Source organism: Rhizobium sp. 01T444, from assembly GCF_056398305.1.
On record NZ_JBFTPD010000020.1, the window covers coordinates 25,359 to 41,329 of the forward strand.

The 15,971-nt window shown below is 61.2% G+C and carries 13 protein-coding genes; 2 read left to right on the forward strand and 11 right to left on the reverse strand.

The window, feature by feature from the left end:
- Positions 1–221 precede the first annotated feature (221 nt).
- The 5 genes from ftsZ to aqpZ all read right to left on the reverse strand — a co-directional run bounded on the left by ftsZ (position 222) and on the right by aqpZ (position 6,129).
- Entirely contained in the window at positions 222–1,934 is a 1,713-nt protein-coding gene (ftsZ, locus tag AC1DTN_RS24255) for a cell division protein FtsZ (protein ID WP_477922952.1), read from the reverse strand.
- A gap of 56 nt (positions 1,935–1,990) precedes the next feature.
- Positions 1,991–3,322 (reverse strand): cell division protein FtsA, encoded by a 1,332-nt coding sequence (gene ftsA / locus AC1DTN_RS24260; protein WP_113324938.1) that lies wholly within the window; start codon positions 3,320–3,322, stop codon positions 1,991–1,993.
- Positions 3,319–4,251, reverse strand: a complete 933-nt coding sequence (locus AC1DTN_RS24265; protein ID WP_113324937.1) for a cell division protein FtsQ/DivIB — start codon at positions 4,249–4,251, stop codon at positions 3,319–3,321. The genes ftsA and AC1DTN_RS24265 overlap by 4 nt, the downstream gene beginning before the upstream one ends.
- Positions 4,239–5,165, reverse strand: a complete 927-nt coding sequence (locus tag AC1DTN_RS24270) for a D-alanine--D-alanine ligase (RefSeq protein WP_477922954.1) — start codon at positions 5,163–5,165, stop codon at positions 4,239–4,241. The genes AC1DTN_RS24265 and AC1DTN_RS24270 overlap by 13 nt, the downstream gene beginning before the upstream one ends.
- Before the next feature lie 277 nt (positions 5,166–5,442).
- Positions 5,443–6,129: an aquaporin Z gene (aqpZ, locus tag AC1DTN_RS24275; protein ID WP_477922955.1), complete on the reverse strand. Its 687-nt coding sequence runs from the start codon at positions 6,127–6,129 to the stop codon at positions 5,443–5,445.
- Between the two features lie 276 nt (positions 6,130–6,405).
- On the opposite strand from aqpZ, the gene AC1DTN_RS24280 reads away from it, so the two are divergent.
- Complete coding sequence (locus AC1DTN_RS24280) at positions 6,406–7,716, forward strand: MFS transporter (protein WP_310389342.1); 1,311 nt, start codon at positions 6,406–6,408, stop codon at positions 7,714–7,716.
- A gap of 114 nt (positions 7,717–7,830) precedes the next feature.
- Positions 7,831–8,760 (forward strand): UDP-glucose 4-epimerase family protein, encoded by a 930-nt coding sequence (locus AC1DTN_RS24285; protein ID WP_477922956.1) that lies wholly within the window; start codon positions 7,831–7,833, stop codon positions 8,758–8,760.
- Positions 8,761–8,763: 3 nt separating this feature from the next.
- Here the strand turns inward: AC1DTN_RS24285 and murB are convergent, their stop codons facing one another.
- The 6 genes from murB to mraY are packed head-to-tail and all read right to left on the reverse strand — an operon-like array spanning position 8,764 to position 15,954.
- Positions 8,764–9,738: a UDP-N-acetylmuramate dehydrogenase gene (gene murB, locus AC1DTN_RS24290; protein ID WP_477922958.1), complete on the reverse strand. Its 975-nt coding sequence runs from the start codon at positions 9,736–9,738 to the stop codon at positions 8,764–8,766.
- Positions 9,735–11,150, reverse strand: coding sequence for a UDP-N-acetylmuramate--L-alanine ligase (gene murC, locus AC1DTN_RS24295; protein ID WP_113324355.1), 1,416 nt, complete (start codon positions 11,148–11,150; stop codon positions 9,735–9,737). The genes murB and murC overlap by 4 nt, the downstream gene beginning before the upstream one ends.
- Entirely contained in the window at positions 11,147–12,271 is a 1,125-nt protein-coding gene (gene murG / locus AC1DTN_RS24300) for an undecaprenyldiphospho-muramoylpentapeptide beta-N-acetylglucosaminyltransferase (protein WP_477922960.1), read from the reverse strand. The genes murC and murG overlap by 4 nt, the downstream gene beginning before the upstream one ends.
- A gap of 6 nt (positions 12,272–12,277) precedes the next feature.
- Positions 12,278–13,432 (reverse strand): putative lipid II flippase FtsW, encoded by a 1,155-nt coding sequence (gene ftsW, locus AC1DTN_RS24305; RefSeq protein WP_007824016.1) that lies wholly within the window; start codon positions 13,430–13,432, stop codon positions 12,278–12,280.
- Between the two features lies 1 nt (position 13,433).
- Positions 13,434–14,846, reverse strand: a complete 1,413-nt coding sequence (gene murD, locus AC1DTN_RS24310; protein WP_477922962.1) for a UDP-N-acetylmuramoyl-L-alanine--D-glutamate ligase — start codon at positions 14,844–14,846, stop codon at positions 13,434–13,436.
- 7 nt (positions 14,847–14,853) lie between these two features.
- Positions 14,854–15,954, reverse strand: coding sequence for a phospho-N-acetylmuramoyl-pentapeptide-transferase (gene mraY, locus AC1DTN_RS24315; RefSeq protein WP_113324358.1), 1,101 nt, complete (start codon positions 15,952–15,954; stop codon positions 14,854–14,856).
- Positions 15,955–15,971 lie beyond the last annotated feature (17 nt).

Genomic DNA, 15,971 nt, shown 5'->3' on the forward strand with positions numbered 1-15,971 from the left:
CGACCGGATCGTTCTTCTACACTGCCCGAACCGTTCGAAGCGGACTCTAAGGGCAGTTCGCTTGCTTCATACTTACGTGGACGCGCGCTGCAATCCAAATCACTGTTTCTTTCGCTTTGTTACGAAATCTACCACGCGAAAAACATTTAGAATTCAAGCATGTAGAAACGCAAACGCCCGGGATTTCTGCCCCGGGCGTTTTCTGTGGAGAAGTGCTCTTCTCAGTTCGACTGGCGACGTAGGAAGGCCGGGATTTCCAGCTGGTCGTCTTCCTGCATCATGCGGGCCTGCGGCACGGCACGGCCCTGGTCGTCGAGATTGCCGCGACGCGGTGCGTAGAGGCTTGCTTCCGGCGATAGCGGACGGCGCTGCTGCGAGGATGCAGCCGGCGCGGAGGTCATTTCCGGAGCGACTTCCTCTTCGCGGCGGCCGAGCGAATTGGTGATTCGCTTGAGTAGACCCATCGGGCCGCGCTCTTCCTGCACGTGCGAAGCAGCAGGCTGCGAGCGATGGTCGATCTCAGCCTGGACCACCGGCGGGAAGTCCTCGACCTTCGGCATGCGGACCTGCTCAGGAGCCTGGCGGATCACCGGCTCATGACGGACCGGCTGCTGCTGCATGATCGGCTGCGGAGCCGGCTGCTGCATGACGGGAGCCGACTGTACCGGAGCCTGGCGCATGACCGGGGCTGCTTCAGGCGCAGAAGCAAAAATCTTGCTCTGCGGACGGAAGGTCTCCTGCATCACCGGCTGCTGCTGGATCGGAGCAGCGGCACGTGGAGCCGGGATTTCCAGCTCACGTTCCATCTCGGCTTCAGCCATACGGATGGTCTGCGCAATCTGGTCGGCCTTCGGTGCCTGCATTACCGGAGCAGGCTGAACTGCGGCCGGTGCCGGAGCAACGGCCGCGGAGGGACGGATAGCCGGCTTTGCGACCGGCTGGAACGAACGGTCGGCAGCCTGGTTCATCGCGCGGTCGATGCCGGTGGCGACGACCGAGACGCGGATGATGCCTTCGAGCGATTCGTCGAATGTTGCGCCGAGGATGATGTTGGCGTCCGGATCGACTTCTTCGCGGATGCGCGTTGCAGCTTCGTCGACTTCGAAGAGCGTGAGGTCGCGACCGCCGGTGATGGAGATCAGCAGGCCCTGTGCGCCCTTCATCGAGGTTTCGTCGAGCAGCGKGTTGGCAATCGCCGCTTCGGCGGCCTGCATGGCGCGGCCCGAACCGGAAGCTTCACCCGTACCCATCATTGCGCGGCCCATTTCACGCATGACCGAGCGGACGTCGGCGAAGTCGAGGTTGATGAGACCTTCCTTCACCATCAGGTCGGTGATGCAGGCAACACCCGAGTAGAGAACCTGGTCGGCCATAGCGAAAGCGTCGGCGAAGGTCGTCTTGTCGTTGGCGATCCGGAAGAGGTTCTGGTTCGGAATGACGATAAGCGTATCGACAGACTTCTGCAGTTCCTGAATACCGGATTCGGCCAGACGCATGCGGCGCCCGCCTTCGAAGTGGAACGGCTTGGTGACGACGCCGACCGTCAGGATGCCCTTGTTGCGGGCCGCCTGTGCGACGACAGGAGCAGCGCCCGTACCGGTGCCGCCGCCCATGCCGGCGGTGACGAAGCACATATGCGTGCCGTTCAGGTGATCGACGATCTCGTCAATGCACTCTTCGGCGGCTGCACGGCCGACTTCCGGCTGCGAGCCGGCGCCGAGACCTTCCGTGACGCTGGCGCCGAGCTGGATGATCCGTTCGGCCTTCGTCATCGTCAGTGCCTGGGCATCCGTGTTGGCAACGACGAAGTCGACGCCCTGGAGGCCTGCGGAAATCATGTTATTGACGGCATTGCCGCCGCCGCCGCCGACGCCGAACACGGTGATGCGCGGCTTCAGTTCGGTGATGTCAGGCTTTTGCAGCTTGATAGTCATGGTACCAGTTCCTTCTCTCTCTGGCCGCATCGCCACGCCGGCCAATTCACTCAATTTCAAAAGCTTTCCTTCAGCCACTGGCCCATACGGGCGATGCGGCTGTTATTACCCCCAAGCGACAGAAGCAGACTGCTCTGTGACGCATGTGTTTCCATGTCCGCGACCTGCGGATAGATCATCAAACCGACGGCCGTCGAAAAGGCCGGGCCCTTGGCCGCCGTCGGAAGACCCGAGACACCCATCGGACGGCCGATACGAACGTTGCGGGCCAGGATGCGGCGCGCCACTTCGGCAAGGCCGGTCAGCTGACTGGCGCCACCCGTCAGCACGACACGCTTTCCGACGATCGGGCTGAAGCCCGAACGCTGGATCCGGTCGCGGATGAGTTCCATCGTCTCTTCGATGCGCGCTGAAACGATGCGCGACACCAGAGCCCGCGGCACCTGGCTCGGCTGATCACGATCATCCTCGCCGATCGGCGGAATGGAGATCAGCTCACGCTCGTCGGAAGAATTGGTCAGCGCCGAAGCGTGGACCACCTTCAAACGTTCAGCATCCTCGATCCGTGTGGAAAGGCCGCGTGCGAGGTCGGTCGTCACATGATGACCGCCGAGGCCGACAGCATCGGTATGGACAAGCTTGCCTTCGGCAAAGACCGAAATCGTCGTCGTGCCGCCGCCCATGTCGATGGCCGCACAGCCAAGTTCGACTTCATCGTCGACGAGTGCGGCAAGACCGGATGCATACGGTGTTGCAACGATTCCTTCCACCGAAAGATGCGCTCTGTTGACGCTGAGCTCGAGATTTTTGAGCGCCGAGCGCTCCGCCGTCACCACATGCATATCGACGCCGAGTGCATCGCCATACATTGCCAACGGATCGCGGATGCCGCGTTCGCCATCGAGAGAGAAGCCGGTTGCCAGCGAATGCAGCACGGCGCGATCCTGGCGCAGCGACTGCTGGCAGGCGGCCGAGAGCACCTTCTTGAGGTCGTTCAGCTCGACTTCCTGGCCGCCGAGATCGATGGTCGCGGTGTAAATATCGCTGCCGAGACGGCCAGCCGTCAGGTTGACGATCAGGCTTTCCACGGTCAGGCCCGCCATACGCTCTGCCGCATCCACGGCGAGACGGATGACGCTTTCCAGCGCGTCGAGATCGGCGATGACGCCGGTCTTGATCCCGCGCGAACGCTGATGGCCGATGCCGATGATCTCGATATTGTGCGTGCGGCCCGGCAGGATCTGGCTTTCCTCGCGCGGCGTCAGCCGACCGATCATGCAGACGACCTTGGTCGAGCCGATATCCAGCACCGAAACGATATGCGACCGCTTCGACGAAAGCGGCTTCAGGCGCGGCAATCCGAAATGGGATGAACCGAACAAGCTCATATATTTTGCCCCGCCTTCTTCAAATCCTTGGTGCGCGCCGTAACCGCCGCCTGACGGCGTGCTGCCGCCTCGGGCGTTAGCTGGATCGTCGTGCGATCCGGCAGCCTGAGATCGACTGCAGCGATATCGCGCTCCAGAAGCTGCTGTTCCTTGTCAAATTTCGAAAGCGTCGCCAGCGCCTGGTCGAGATCATCTTCCGGCAGCTTGACGACGACGCCATTGTCCATGTGCAGGTCCCAGCGGCGGCCGGAAACCCAGACGTAAGCCTTCACGCGAGCCTTCACATCAGGCCACTTGGCGAAGGCATCCTCGATGGAGGCCGCAGCCGTTTCGGCGTCACGGCCGACGACCAGCGGCAGAGCCGAAAACTTGTTATCGCGAAGCGGCGCGATCACGCTGCCGCTCTTCTCGATCAGCGAAAGCTCCTGGCCGTGCTGCCAGATGGCATAGGCGGCGCGCTCAGAGAGCTTCACCTCGATCGTCTTCGGATAGACCTTGCGGACTTCGACATTTTCGACCCAGGGAAGGCGCGCGATTTTCTGGCGCGCAGCATCGACATCGAGGGCGACGAGTGATGTCGCGCCATCGAGGCCGAGAAGCTGCAGAATCTCGATTTCGGAGGTCTGATTGTTTCCGGAAACCTTCACGTCCTCGATGGCAAAGCCGACAGCGCTGGTCGTCGCTTGCGCGACGGCTTCCGTATGACCGCCAAGCGACATGCCATAGAGGCCGGTCGCAGCCAGGAAGCCAAGCGCGGAAACCGTACCCGTGTGGACAGGGATATGAATGCGGCCGCTACCGAGGCTTACGAGGAAGCGCACGACGCGGCGCAGCGGACGCGGCAGCACGCGGCGTTCGTCGGCTTCCATAACGGGAAGCTCGGCATAACGGCTGGGGCGCCCTATCCTTTTGACCGTCAACGCAAACAAGACGCGTCCTCCACCATCCACCGGAGAAATGCACCAAAGGAATATCCGGCATGGCCGGCCATTTCGGGCACAAGGGAGGTTGGAGTCATGCCTGGCTGGGTATTGACCTCCAGCCAGATGATCTCGCCGTCTTCGGAAAAACGATCGTCGTAACGAAAGTCGGACCGACTGACGCCGCGGCAACCGATTGCTTGATGCGCCCTTAATGCCAATGTTTGTATTTTTTGGTAAATTTTCGGTGAAATTTTAGCCGGCAAGACATGTTTTGAGCCACCCGACGCATACTTGGAGTCGTAATCATAGAAATTGTGGCCCTGCGGCACCACCTCGATGACATCCATGGGTTGATCACCCATCACACCACAGGTCAGCTCGCGACCATGGATGTAGCGCTCGACAATGACTTCCTCGCCATAACGCCACTCGGCCGAGCCGATGACCTGCGGCGGGTGCGCCTGATCCTCACCGACGATGACGACGCCGAAGCTGGAGCCTTCGCGCACCGGCTTGACCACATAGGGCGTCTTCATCGGATGCTCCGACGGAAACGAGAAGCGATTCAGCACCTGCGATTCGGCAACCGGAACACAGGCGGCGGCAGCCACACGCTTCGCTCGGGCCTTATCCATGGCAAGCGCAGACGCAAGCACGCCCGAATGCGTATAGGGGATCTGCAGATATTCGAGAATGCCCTGGATGGTGCCGTCCTCGCCGAAAGGCCCATGCAAGGCATTGAAGACAACATCGGGCTTCAGGGCGGAGAGCTTTTCGGAAATGTCGCGCTCGACATCGATGCGCGTCACCTTGAAGCCTTCACCTTCGAGAGCATCGCCACACGCCTTCCCCGAAGAAAGGCTGACAGGCCTCTCCGAAGAAAATCCGCCCATCAGGACAGCTACGTGCTCGCGACTCATCAACACCCCCAAAAAAATAACTTCCACTCTGCCGAACCGAGGCTTGCGCGGAGCTGGTCTGCGCGGTTCGTGTCCTTTGTCTGACTTGGGTGCATTAGAGCATCATTATGGTTAACGAATCGTTTACTTTCGTTAACTCCGCCTTGCCGCATACTTCATTTTTCTGCGACTATGATCGCTCGAATATCACAGCGAATAAGCCGCAAGCACGATGAAGAACGAAAAACCCGCGCGGAAAAACCACGCGGGTTCAATGGCATGCACAGATGTTCTGCAGTCAGTCCTTATCGCCGAAGAACCTCCAGACGAGGCCGCCAATCGCACCTCCGGCAAGCGGCGCGATCCAGAACAGCCAGAGTTGCTGCAGCGCCCAGCCGCCGACGAAAAGCGCCTGCCCCGTCGAACGCGCCGGATTGACGGAGGTGTTCGTTACGGGGATCGCGACAAGGTGAATCAGCGTCAGTCCCAGGCCGATCGCAAGCGGTGCAAAGCCGRCGGGCACCCTGCTGCTTGTCGATCCGAGGATGATGATCAGGAAAAACATGGTCAGCAGAATTTCGATCAGCAGCGCCGAAAGCAGCGAATAACCACCGGGAGAATGTTCGCCATATCCGTTGGCGGCAAACCCGCCGAGCTCGAAACCCGCCTTGCCGCTGGCGATGAGATAGAGCGCTGCAGCAGCAACAATGGCGCCGATCACCTGTGCGACGATATAGGGAATGAGTCGCGCCGCAGGAAACCGTCCCGCAACAACAAGACCAAGAGAAACGGCGGGATTGAAATGACCGCCGGAAATACCGCCCACGGCATAGGCCATAGTGACAACGGTCAAACCAAACGCCAGCGCCACGCCGGCAAAACCGATTCCAAGTTCGGGATAGGCGGCCGCGAGCACGGCACTACCGCATCCGCCGAAGACCAACCAGAACGTGCCGAGAAACTCGGCAGCAAGACTTTTTTGCATGTATGCCCCTCCATTCTCTCAACCAGAGAACACTTTATCAATCAATTGCAATTTGATTCCGGTCAAGTTCGGGGCCACCTCCCGGCAAGCTTGGCGCAAGGTTGAGAACCGCTGAGGCTGGGAGACGAATACCCGACATCGGCGCAGCCCAGTCACACCAGCGCATAATGTCGCTTGCGTCATATTCTTGCGTGCCCGGGCATTTTCTCAGCCTTAAAATTGCGTTAAGAGCGACACCTCCCAAGCAAATCGATAAAAATACTGATTGGAATGAACATGACAGAAGCGATCTCCGTATCGCCGAGCCCTTCGAGCAGCACGCAAGTCAATTCCCCCGCACGCGTCCTGATCGCCAGCCTCATCGGCACCACGATCGAATTCTTCGACTTCTACGTCTATGCGACGGCAGCCGTCCTCGTCTTCCCGCACCTCTTCTTCCCGTCGAGCGATCCGACCTCTGCACTGCTGCAGTCGCTGGTGACCTTCTCGATCGCCTTCTTCGCCCGCCCCTTCGGCGCCGTGGTCTTCGGCCATTTCGGCGACAAGGTCGGCCGCAAGGCGACGCTGGTGGCAGCCCTGATGACCATGGGCCTGTCGACCGTGGTGATCGGCATTCTGCCCGGCTACGACTCGATCGGCATCGCCGCGCCGCTGCTGCTTGCGCTGTGCCGCTTCGGCCAGGGTCTCGGCCTCGGAGGCGAATGGGGCGGCGCTGTGCTGCTCGCCACCGAAAACGCACCTCCCGGCAAGCGCAGCTGGTACGCCATGTTCCCGCAGCTCGGCGCGCCGATCGGCTTCATCCTTTCCTCCGGCTTCTTCCTGATTCTCGCGGAAACCATGAGCAACGAGGACTTCCTTGCCTATGGCTGGCGCATTCCCTTCATCGCCAGCCTCGCGCTCGTCGCCGTCGGTCTCTATGTCCGCCTGAAGATCGCCGAAACGCCGGAATTCCAGAAGGCCGTCGAGAAGCACGAGCGCGTCGCCGTTCCGGTCGCGACCGTCTTCCGCGGTCATCTGCGCAGCCTGATTCTCGGTACCTTCATCGCCGTTGCCACCTTCGTGCTCTTCTACCTGATGACGGTCTTCACGCTGTCCTGGGGCACCACACCTCTGGAAAAGGGGGGGCTTGGCTATTCGCGTGAGCAGTTCCTGGTCGTCCAGCTCGTCGGCGTCGTCTTCTTCGGCCTGACGATCCCGCTCTCCGGCTGGCTGTCGGACCGTTACTCGCGTCGCCTGATCCTGACCCTGACGACGATCGCGATTGCGATCTTCGGCTTCTTCTATGCGAGCCTGCTGACGGCGGGCCTGACCGGCGCCTTCCTTTGCTCGATCATCGGCCTCGGCCTGATGGGCTTCACCTACGGTCCGATCGGCGCTGCCCTGGCAGCTCCCTTCCCGACCATGGTGCGCTACACCGGCGCCTCAATGACCTTCAACCTCGGCGGCATCTTCGGGGCTTCGCTCGCCCCCTATATCGCCACCTGGCTCGCAACCAACTACAGCCTCAACTATGTCGGCTATTACCTCGCCGCCTCGGCTGCGATTTCGCTGATCTGCATCCGGCTGTCGGGCCGCGAAGAAGTCTGAACCTCATACTTCCTGAACAAGAAGCCGCGACGCTCACCGTCGCGGCTTTTTTTATTGATGCGATCGGCAGTTCCGGCTAGCGAAGACCTCTACGGTCGGAACAGGGAGAAGATCATGCGATGCCTCGTCACCGGTGCAGCCGGCTTCGTCGGCGCTCCTCTTGTCGAACGGCTGTACAGGGAGCAGATTTGCGACGTAGCGGTCACGACACGATCCCCGACATCAGCCTTCCCGCCGGATATCAGGCATTTCCCAATCGAGATCACCGAGAAGACTGATTGGACGACAGCACTCGAAGGCGTCGATGTCATCGTCCATCTCGCCGCCCGCGTTCACATCATGAACGATCGCTCGGCCGATCCGCTGGCGGATTTCCGCCGGGTCAACACAGCCTCGACGCTCAACCTTGCCGAACAGGCGGCGCGCGCCGGCGTGAAGCGTTTCGTCTTCATCAGCACCATCAAGGTCAACGGCGAAGAAAACGATCGGCCGTTCCGGCACGACGATCAGCCGAAGCCAATCGATCCCTACGGCCTTTCGAAAATGGAAAGCGAAATCGGCCTTCGGGAGATCGCCGCCCGCACCGGCATGGACGTCGTCATCGTCCGACCGCCGCTGGTTTATGGCCCCGGCGCGCGCGGCAACTTCGCCCTGCTCGTCGGCCTTGTCCGCAAGAAGCTGCCCCTGCCCTTCGCGTCACTGAAAAACCGCCGCACACTGGTCGCGGTGCAGAACCTCGTCGACCTGATCATCACCTGCATGCAGCATCCGGCGGCAGCCGGCGAAATATTCCTTGCAGGAGATGGTGAAGACCTGTCGACGCCGGGATTGATCGAGGGCATCGCTGCGGGCCTCGGCGTCAAACCGATGCTCCTCCCCTTCCCGCCGTCCCTGATGCACATGGCAGCCAGGATCACAGGAAAGGGAGCCGTCTATCAGCGCCTCTGCGGTTCGCTGCAGGTCGATATATCCCACGCGCGCGACATGCTGGGCTGGTCGCCCGTCGTCACGCCGCGCGAAGGTTTAAGGCTTGCGGTAAAATAGCGCTTATTCTGATGTGACGCCCTGGAAGGGGCGAACCTCGCGGCCAGGCATGAAGAGCCCGAGACGCTTGATTTCCCATTCGAGCTTGATGCCTGAGGTTTCGAAAACCTTGCGGCGCACTTCCTCGCCCAGATATTCGAGATCGTAGCCCGTCGCCTGCCCCATGTTGATCATGAAGTTACAGTGGAGCGATGACATCTGCGCGCTGCCGATGACGAGACCGCGGCAGTCCGCCTCGTCGATCAGCTTCCAGGCCGAATGGCCCTCGGGATTCTTGAAGGTCGAACCACCAGTCTTTTCGCGAATCGGCTGGACCGTCTCGCGGTGGTTGCGCACGGCATCCATTTCGGCACGGATCTTCGCGCGGTCGTAGGGATAGCCCTCGAACAGTACTGAGGTGAAGATCAGATCTTCGGCGGCGTCAGAGTGGCGATAGGAATAGCCCATCTCGGCATTCGACAGCACATGCTTGTTGCCCTTGCGGTCGATTGCCCGCACCTCGACGACGCGATCCTTCGTCTCGGAGCCATTGGCGCCGGCATTCATGCGGGCAGCACCACCGATGCCACCCGGGATGCCGTAATAGAAAGCAAAGCCACCGATGCCATTATCCATCGCCATGGCGGCAACATGCTTGTCCGGGCAGATGGCGCCAGCGTGAATGCGGTTTTCGCCAGCGAGTTCGACAAAGCCGAAGCCCTTGGCCGACAGGCGCAAAACGACGCCCGGAATTCCGCCATCGCGCACCAGGATGTTCGAGCCGACGCCGACCACCGTCAGCGGCACTTCATCCGGCAGGATCTTCAGGAAGGCGATAAGGTCGTCCTCGTCATGCGGCTGGAACATCAGCTCGGCCAGACCGCCGGCGTGGAACCAGGTGACGCGATCCATGGGGGCATCCGGCGTCAGTCGGCCGCGAATGTCCTTTACGCCCTCTCCGAGAGAGGCAAGAAGTTTTTCCCCATTAACCTGTTTCATGCGGATTTTCCTGAAAGGTCTTGCAACTGCTTCGGCAGCGCCGCTGCCCAATATGTAATGCTACCAGCACCCAACAGAACTACAAAGTCCCCGGGTTTTGCAATCTCTGCTACCATCTGCGGTAGAGCTTCCGCCGAAGGAAGGAAGCGCGCGTCGCGATGACCACCCGATTTGATGCGGGAAACCAACGATTCCGAATCCGCGCCCTCGATGGCCTCCTCGCCCGCAGCATAAACAGGCGCGATGAAAATACTGTCCGCATCATTGAAGCAGGCGGCAAATTCCTCGAACAGGCTCGACAGGCGGGTATAGCGGTGAGGCTGGTGCACGGCGATGATACGGCCCTTGCAGGCCTCGCGGGCGGCGCGCAGCACCGCCTTGATCTCGACCGGATGATGGCCGTAGTCGTCGAAGATCTGCACGCCGTTCCATTCGCCGGTCAGCGTGAAGCGCCGCTTCACGCCGCCGAAAGAGGCAAGCCCCTTGGCTATATCCTCGCGGGACATACCGAGGCGGTTGGCGACGGCGATGGCCGCAGTTGCATTCGAGATGTTGTGACGGCCGGGCATCGGCATGACGAGATCGTCAAGCCTGATGACCTCGCCGGTGCGGCGGCGGCGGATTTCAACGTCGAAGATCGAGCGCGTGCCGTCGATGCGCACATTCATGAAGCGCACATCGGCCTGCGGGTTTTCGCCGTAGGTGATGACCTTGCGGTCTTCGATCCGGCTGACCAGCGCCTGAACCTCGGGATGATCGAGGCACATGACGCCGAAGCCGTAGAAGGGAACGTTCTCGACGAACTGCCGGAAGGCGGCGCGAACCGCGTCGAAATTGCCGTAATGATCGAGATGTTCAGGATCGATATTGGTGACGACGGCCACATCGGCCGGCAGCTTCAGGAAAGTGCCGTCGGACTCATCCGCCTCGACCACCATCCACTCACCCTCGCCCATGCGCGCATTCGTGCCGTAGGCATTGATGATGCCGCCATTGATGACGGTCGGGTCCAGCCCGCCGGCTTCGAGCAGCGTGGCGACGAGCGACGTGGTCGTCGTCTTGCCATGCGTGCCGCCAATGGCAATCGCATTGCGAAAACGCATCAGCTCGGCCAGCATTTCAGCGCGGCGCACGACAGGCAGCAGCTTCTCGCGTGCGGCAATGAGTTCCGGATTGCTCTTCTTGATCGCGGTCGACACGACAACGACTTCGGCATCGCCGAGGTTTTCCGCCTTGTGGCCGACAAAGACTTCGATGCCTTTATCGCGCAGGCGCTGAACGTTGGCGCTGTCGGACTGATCCGATCCCTGCACCTTGTGGCCGAGGTTATGCAGCACCTCAGCGATACCGCTCATGCCGATACCGCCAATGCCGATGAAATGGACAAGGCCGATCGCCTTTGGCAGCTTCATACGCGTGCCCCCTTGAATTCTGCAACTGTCTTACCGGCGGCAATAGCCTCAACCATGTCGGCAAGCAAGTTCGCTGCATCCGGTTTTCCTGCAAGCTTGGCGGCAGCCGCCATGGTTGCAAGCTTTTCCGGATCGTTCATGACATGCGTCAGGATAGAGGCGATACGCTCGGGCGAAAGCTCGGATTGGGCGATCACTTTGGCTCCGCCGGTCGCCGCCAGCGCTGCGGCATTAGCCGCCTGATCGTGGTCCAGCGCATGCGGATAAGGCACCAGCACGGCCGGACGGCCGATGACCGAGATTTCCGAAACCGTCGAGGCGCCGGAGCGGCAGATGACCAGATGCGCCTTGGCAAGACGCTCCGCCATGTCGTTGAAAAACGGCGCAATATCCGCAGCCATCTGCAACTGCACTACACACCCGCGCACCGTCTCCATATCCTCCGAGCGAACCTGTTGGGTTACCCGGAGCCGCGCGCGCAGCGCGTCGTCGAGCAGGCTGATCGCCGTCGGCATCGCCTTGGAGAAATATTGTGCGCCCTGGCTGCCGCCGAAGACCACGAGATTGAAATCCTCGCCCGGATGCGACGGTATGTAAGGCTGTTCGGCCGCGGCAAGGATCGCCGGCCGCACAGGATTGCCGGTCGCAATCGTCTTGTCGGAAAACGTGCCGCCGCTCTCGGGCAGGAAGCCGCCGGCAATCGCCCTGACGCGCGGCGCAAGCGCCTTGTTGGCACGCCCCATGACGGCATTCTGCTCATGCAGCATGGAAGGCACACCGAGGCGGCTGGCGGCAAGCAGCGGCGGCACTGTCGGATAACCGCCGAAGCCAACGACGATCACGGGCTTCAACCGCTGGATCAGCCGCTTTGCGGCGCGCATTCCGGTCCAGAGCTTCCACAGAGAACGGGCAACGGCCACGGGGTTCTTGGAACTGATCGTCGCCGACGGCACGACATGGATCTCGTCGGCCGGAAACTTACCGGCATATCGCTCGGCACGACTGTCGGTGACGAGATGCACGGAATAGCCGCGCTCCTTCAGCTTGAAGGCCAGCGCCTCTGCCGGAAAGACGTGGCCGCCAGTTCCGCCGGCGGCAAGAAGGACGATGCCCTTGCTCATAATGCCCTACTCCGCCGGCATGCCGTGCGGCACGCGGAAGAGGCTCCGGTCCTGCGCACGTTTTTCCGGGCGATGGCGCGTCAGCGCCAGAATGAAGCCGGCCGTCACGCAGATCGCCACCATCGACGAACCGCCGTAGGAAATCAGCGGCAGCGTCATGCCCTTGGCCGGCAGCAGTTCGAGATTGACGCCGATATTGATGATCGACTGGATGCCCATCTGCAGCACAAGGCCTGCGACGGCAAAGCGATTGAAGTCGTTGCGTTCGCGATAGGCATGCGACAGGCCGCGCAGCACCAGCACGGTGAAGATGACGACGAGCGCGATGCAGAAGACGATGCCGAATTCCTCGGCCGCGACCGAAAAGATGAAATCGGTATGCGCATCCGGAATGATGCGCTTGACGATGCCTTCGCCCGGCCCCTGCCCGAACCAGTCACCGCGGATGATCGCCTCGCGAGCGGTATCGATCTGGAACGTATCGCCTTCGCCGGTAAGGAACTTGTCTATTCGGCCCGCCACGTGCGGGAAAACGTAGTAGGCGGTCACAAGGCCGCCGGCACCGCCGACACCCAGCACGATGATCCAGAGCCACGGCATGCCAGCCATGAAGAACATCCCTCCCCAGACAGCCGTCGTCAGGATCGTCTGGCCAAGGTCAGGCTGTGCCACGAGCAGGGCGACGACGATGCCGAACAGGATGATGGCGAAGAGATTGCCCGGTATCTCCGGCTGGCGCGCATGTTCGGCAAAGAGCCAGGCGCAGACCACGACGAAGGCCGGCTTCATGAATTCCGACGGCTGGATGGAAAGGCCGGCGATCCAGATCCAGCGCCTTCCACCCTTGACCTCCTGGCCGAAGAACAGCACCAGCAGCATCATGGCGAGTGCCACGATCAGCAGGATGATTGCGGTGCGCCGCACCTGGCGCGGCGTCAGGAACGAGAGGCCAAGCATGACCGCAATCGACGGGATCATGAAGGCGGCGTGGCGCTTGACGAAATGGAAGGGCTCCAGGCCGATGCGCTCGGCAACTGCCGGCGAAGCCGCAAAGGAGAGCATGAAGCCGATGCCCATCAGGAAGAGGAACAAGGCCAGGAAAAAGCGGTCGATGGTCCAGAACCAATCGGCCAATGCTCCACGTTCCGCGCGGCTCACCATGTCATTTGTCTCCTGTTGCCGAATTGATCAGCATGGTCACGCCGTCAAGGGCGGCCACATGGCCGACAAAGGCATCGCCCCTGACTTCGAAGTTCTTGTACTGGTCGAAGCTTGCGCAAGCCGGGGATAACATCACGGCCACGGGACCGGTTTCATCCTTTTCGGCGTCAGCTGCGGCATGCGCCACGGCCCGTTCCAGCGTGCCTGATATTTCGTAGGGTGCCGCCTCGCCGAGCGTCGCGGCAAATTCTGCCGCCGCCTCACCGATCAGATAGGCCTTGGCGATCCGCGGGAAATAGGGCGCAAGCGTCGTAATACCACCCGCCTTCGGCAATCCGCCGGCAATCCAATAGATCCTGTTATAGCTCGAAAGTGCCGGAGCCGCAGCATCCGCATTCGTCGCCTTGGAATCGTTGACGAAGACGACATTACCGCGCCGGCCGATCGGTTGCATGCGATGCTTGAGGCCCGGGAAGGATGCAAGACCCGCACGGATGTCCTCGGCGGAGACACCCACCGCAAGGCAGGCGGCGACCGCGGCAGCAGCGTTCTGTGCATTGTGACTGCCGCGCAGCGTCTGGATGCCGTCGAGATCGACGAAGGGCAGCATGGCACCACCCGCTGCCTGGATGAGCTTCGTGCCTTCGGCATAAATACCGTCGGCCAGCACATTGCGGCGGGATATCCTGACCACCTTCACCCCTGCCCGCTCGATGCGGTCGGCAATCAGCGCCGAATGGCTGTCATCGACGCCGACAACAGCGACATCACTGCCAGCAACCAACCGTTCCTTGACATCGGCATAGTGCTGCATCGTGCCATGCCGATCGAGGTGATCGGGCGTCAGGTTGAGCAGGATGCCGGCGGACGGATTGAGCGTCGGCGCAAGATCGATCTGGTAGGAGGAGCATTCGACGACGAAATAGCGCTCGCTTTTCGGCGGATCGAGTGTCAGCACGGCCGTGCCGATATTGCCGCCGAGCTGCGTATCGCGGCCGCTCGATTTCAGGACATGTGCAATCAGCGCCGTCGTGGTCGATTTGCCGTTCGTTCCGGTGATGGCGATGAAGGGGCAATCGGGAGCATGCGCGCGGCGCTCCCGCACGAAGAGCTCGACATCGCCGACGATATCGACGCCAGCCGCACGCGCGAGATCAACGGTCCAGTGCGGCTTCGGATGGGTGAGCGGCACGCCGGGAGAAAGCACGAAGAGCGCCTGCGCGCTCCAGTCGATCGTGTGCAGGTCGGCGGTAGTAATGCCTTCCGATGCGGCCTTGGCAACGCTGTCAGGATTGTCGTCCCAAGCTGTGACATCAGCACCGCCAGCGATCAGCGCCTTGGCGGTCGCTGAGCCGGAGCCGCCGAGACCGAAGAGAGCGACCTTCTTTCCTGCAAGCGTCGTGACCGGGATCATGACCGCCTCACCGCAGCTTCAGGGTGGAAAGGCCGAGCATGGCAAGGCCGACGGCGATGATCCAGAAGCGGATCACCACCTGGCTCTCAGTCCAGCCCTTCTTTTCGAAATGGTGGTGGATCGGCGCCATGAGGAAGACGCGCCGGCCAGTCATCTTGAAGAAGCCGACCTGGATGATGACCGACAGGGTTTCTATGACGAAGAGGCCGCCGACGATCGCCATGACGATCTCATGCTTGGTGGCGACGGCAACCGTACCGATCGTGCCGCCGAGCGCCAGCGACCCGGTATCCCCCATGAAAATCGCCGCCGGGGGGGCGTTGAACCAAAGGAAGCCGAGGCCCGCGCCGATAACGGCGCCGAGCACGACGGCAAGCTCGCCAGTACCGGGCACGAAATTGATCTGAAGGTAATTGGCAAAGACCGCATTACCGGCGAGATAGGCGATGATGCCGAAGGCGGCGGCGGCAATCATGACCGGCACGATAGCAAGGCCGTCGAGGCCATCAGTCAGGTTCACGGCATTGCCGGCGCCGACGATGACGAAGCCGCCGAAGACGACGAACATGATGCCGATATTGATCAGGAAGTCCTTGAAGAAGGGAAATGCAATCGAGGAGCCGAAGGTGGAGCCTGCCGGACCCGAGACGAGCGCCGTGCGCATCATGAAATAGACGGCGATGCCGGCAATGATGAACTCGATGCCGAGACGCGCCTTGCCCGAAAAGCCCTTGTGGCTCTGCTTGGTGACCTTGAGATAATCGTCATAGAAGCCGATGGCGCCGAAGCCGAGCGTCACGAGCAGCGTCGCCACGACATAGACATTGGAAAGATCGGCCCAGAGCAGCGACGCGCCGACGATGCCGGCAAGGATCATCAGGCCGCCCATGGTCGGCGTACCGGCCTTCTTGAAATGCGTTTGCGGCCCGTCGGCGCGGATCGGCTGGCCCTTGCCTTGCCGGATGCGCAGCGAGTTGATGATAGCAGGCCCGAAGAGGAAGACGATCAGAGCGGAGGTAAAAAGAGCGGCACCCGCCCGGAAGGTAATGTACCTGAACAAATTCAGAAATTTGAAATATTCCGACAGTTCGACTAGCCAAATCAGCATTCAAGGCCCCTTTTACC

Bases quoted from the DNA above. Each gene is read 5' to 3' on its own strand.
- ftsA (WP_113324938.1), bottom strand. From the start codon at position 3,322: ATGAGCTTGTTCGGTTCATCCCATTTCGGATTGCCGCGCCTGAAGCCG.
- AC1DTN_RS24280 (WP_310389342.1), top strand. From the start codon at position 6,406: ATGACAGAAGCGATCTCCGTATCGCCGAGCCCTTCGAGCAGCACGCAA.
- ftsW (WP_007824016.1), bottom strand. From the start codon at position 13,432: ATGGTGAGCCGCGCGGAACGTGGAGCATTGGCCGATTGGTTCTGGACC.
- murC (WP_113324355.1), bottom strand. From the start codon at position 11,150: ATGAAGCTGCCAAAGGCGATCGGCCTTGTCCATTTCATCGGCATTGGC.
- AC1DTN_RS24285 (WP_477922956.1), top strand. From the start codon at position 7,831: ATGCGATGCCTCGTCACCGGTGCAGCCGGCTTCGTCGGCGCTCCTCTT.
- mraY (WP_113324358.1), bottom strand. From the start codon at position 15,954: ATGCTGATTTGGCTAGTCGAACTGTCGGAATATTTCAAATTTCTGAAT.
- AC1DTN_RS24270 (WP_477922954.1), bottom strand. From the start codon at position 5,165: ATGAGTCGCGAGCACGTAGCTGTCCTGATGGGCGGATTTTCTTCGGAG.
- murD (WP_477922962.1), bottom strand. From the start codon at position 14,846: ATGATCCCGGTCACGACGCTTGCAGGAAAGAAGGTCGCTCTCTTCGGT.
- murB (WP_477922958.1), bottom strand. From the start codon at position 9,738: ATGAAACAGGTTAATGGGGAAAAACTTCTTGCCTCTCTCGGAGAGGGC.
- murG (WP_477922960.1), bottom strand. From the start codon at position 12,271: ATGAGCAAGGGCATCGTCCTTCTTGCCGCCGGCGGAACTGGCGGCCAC.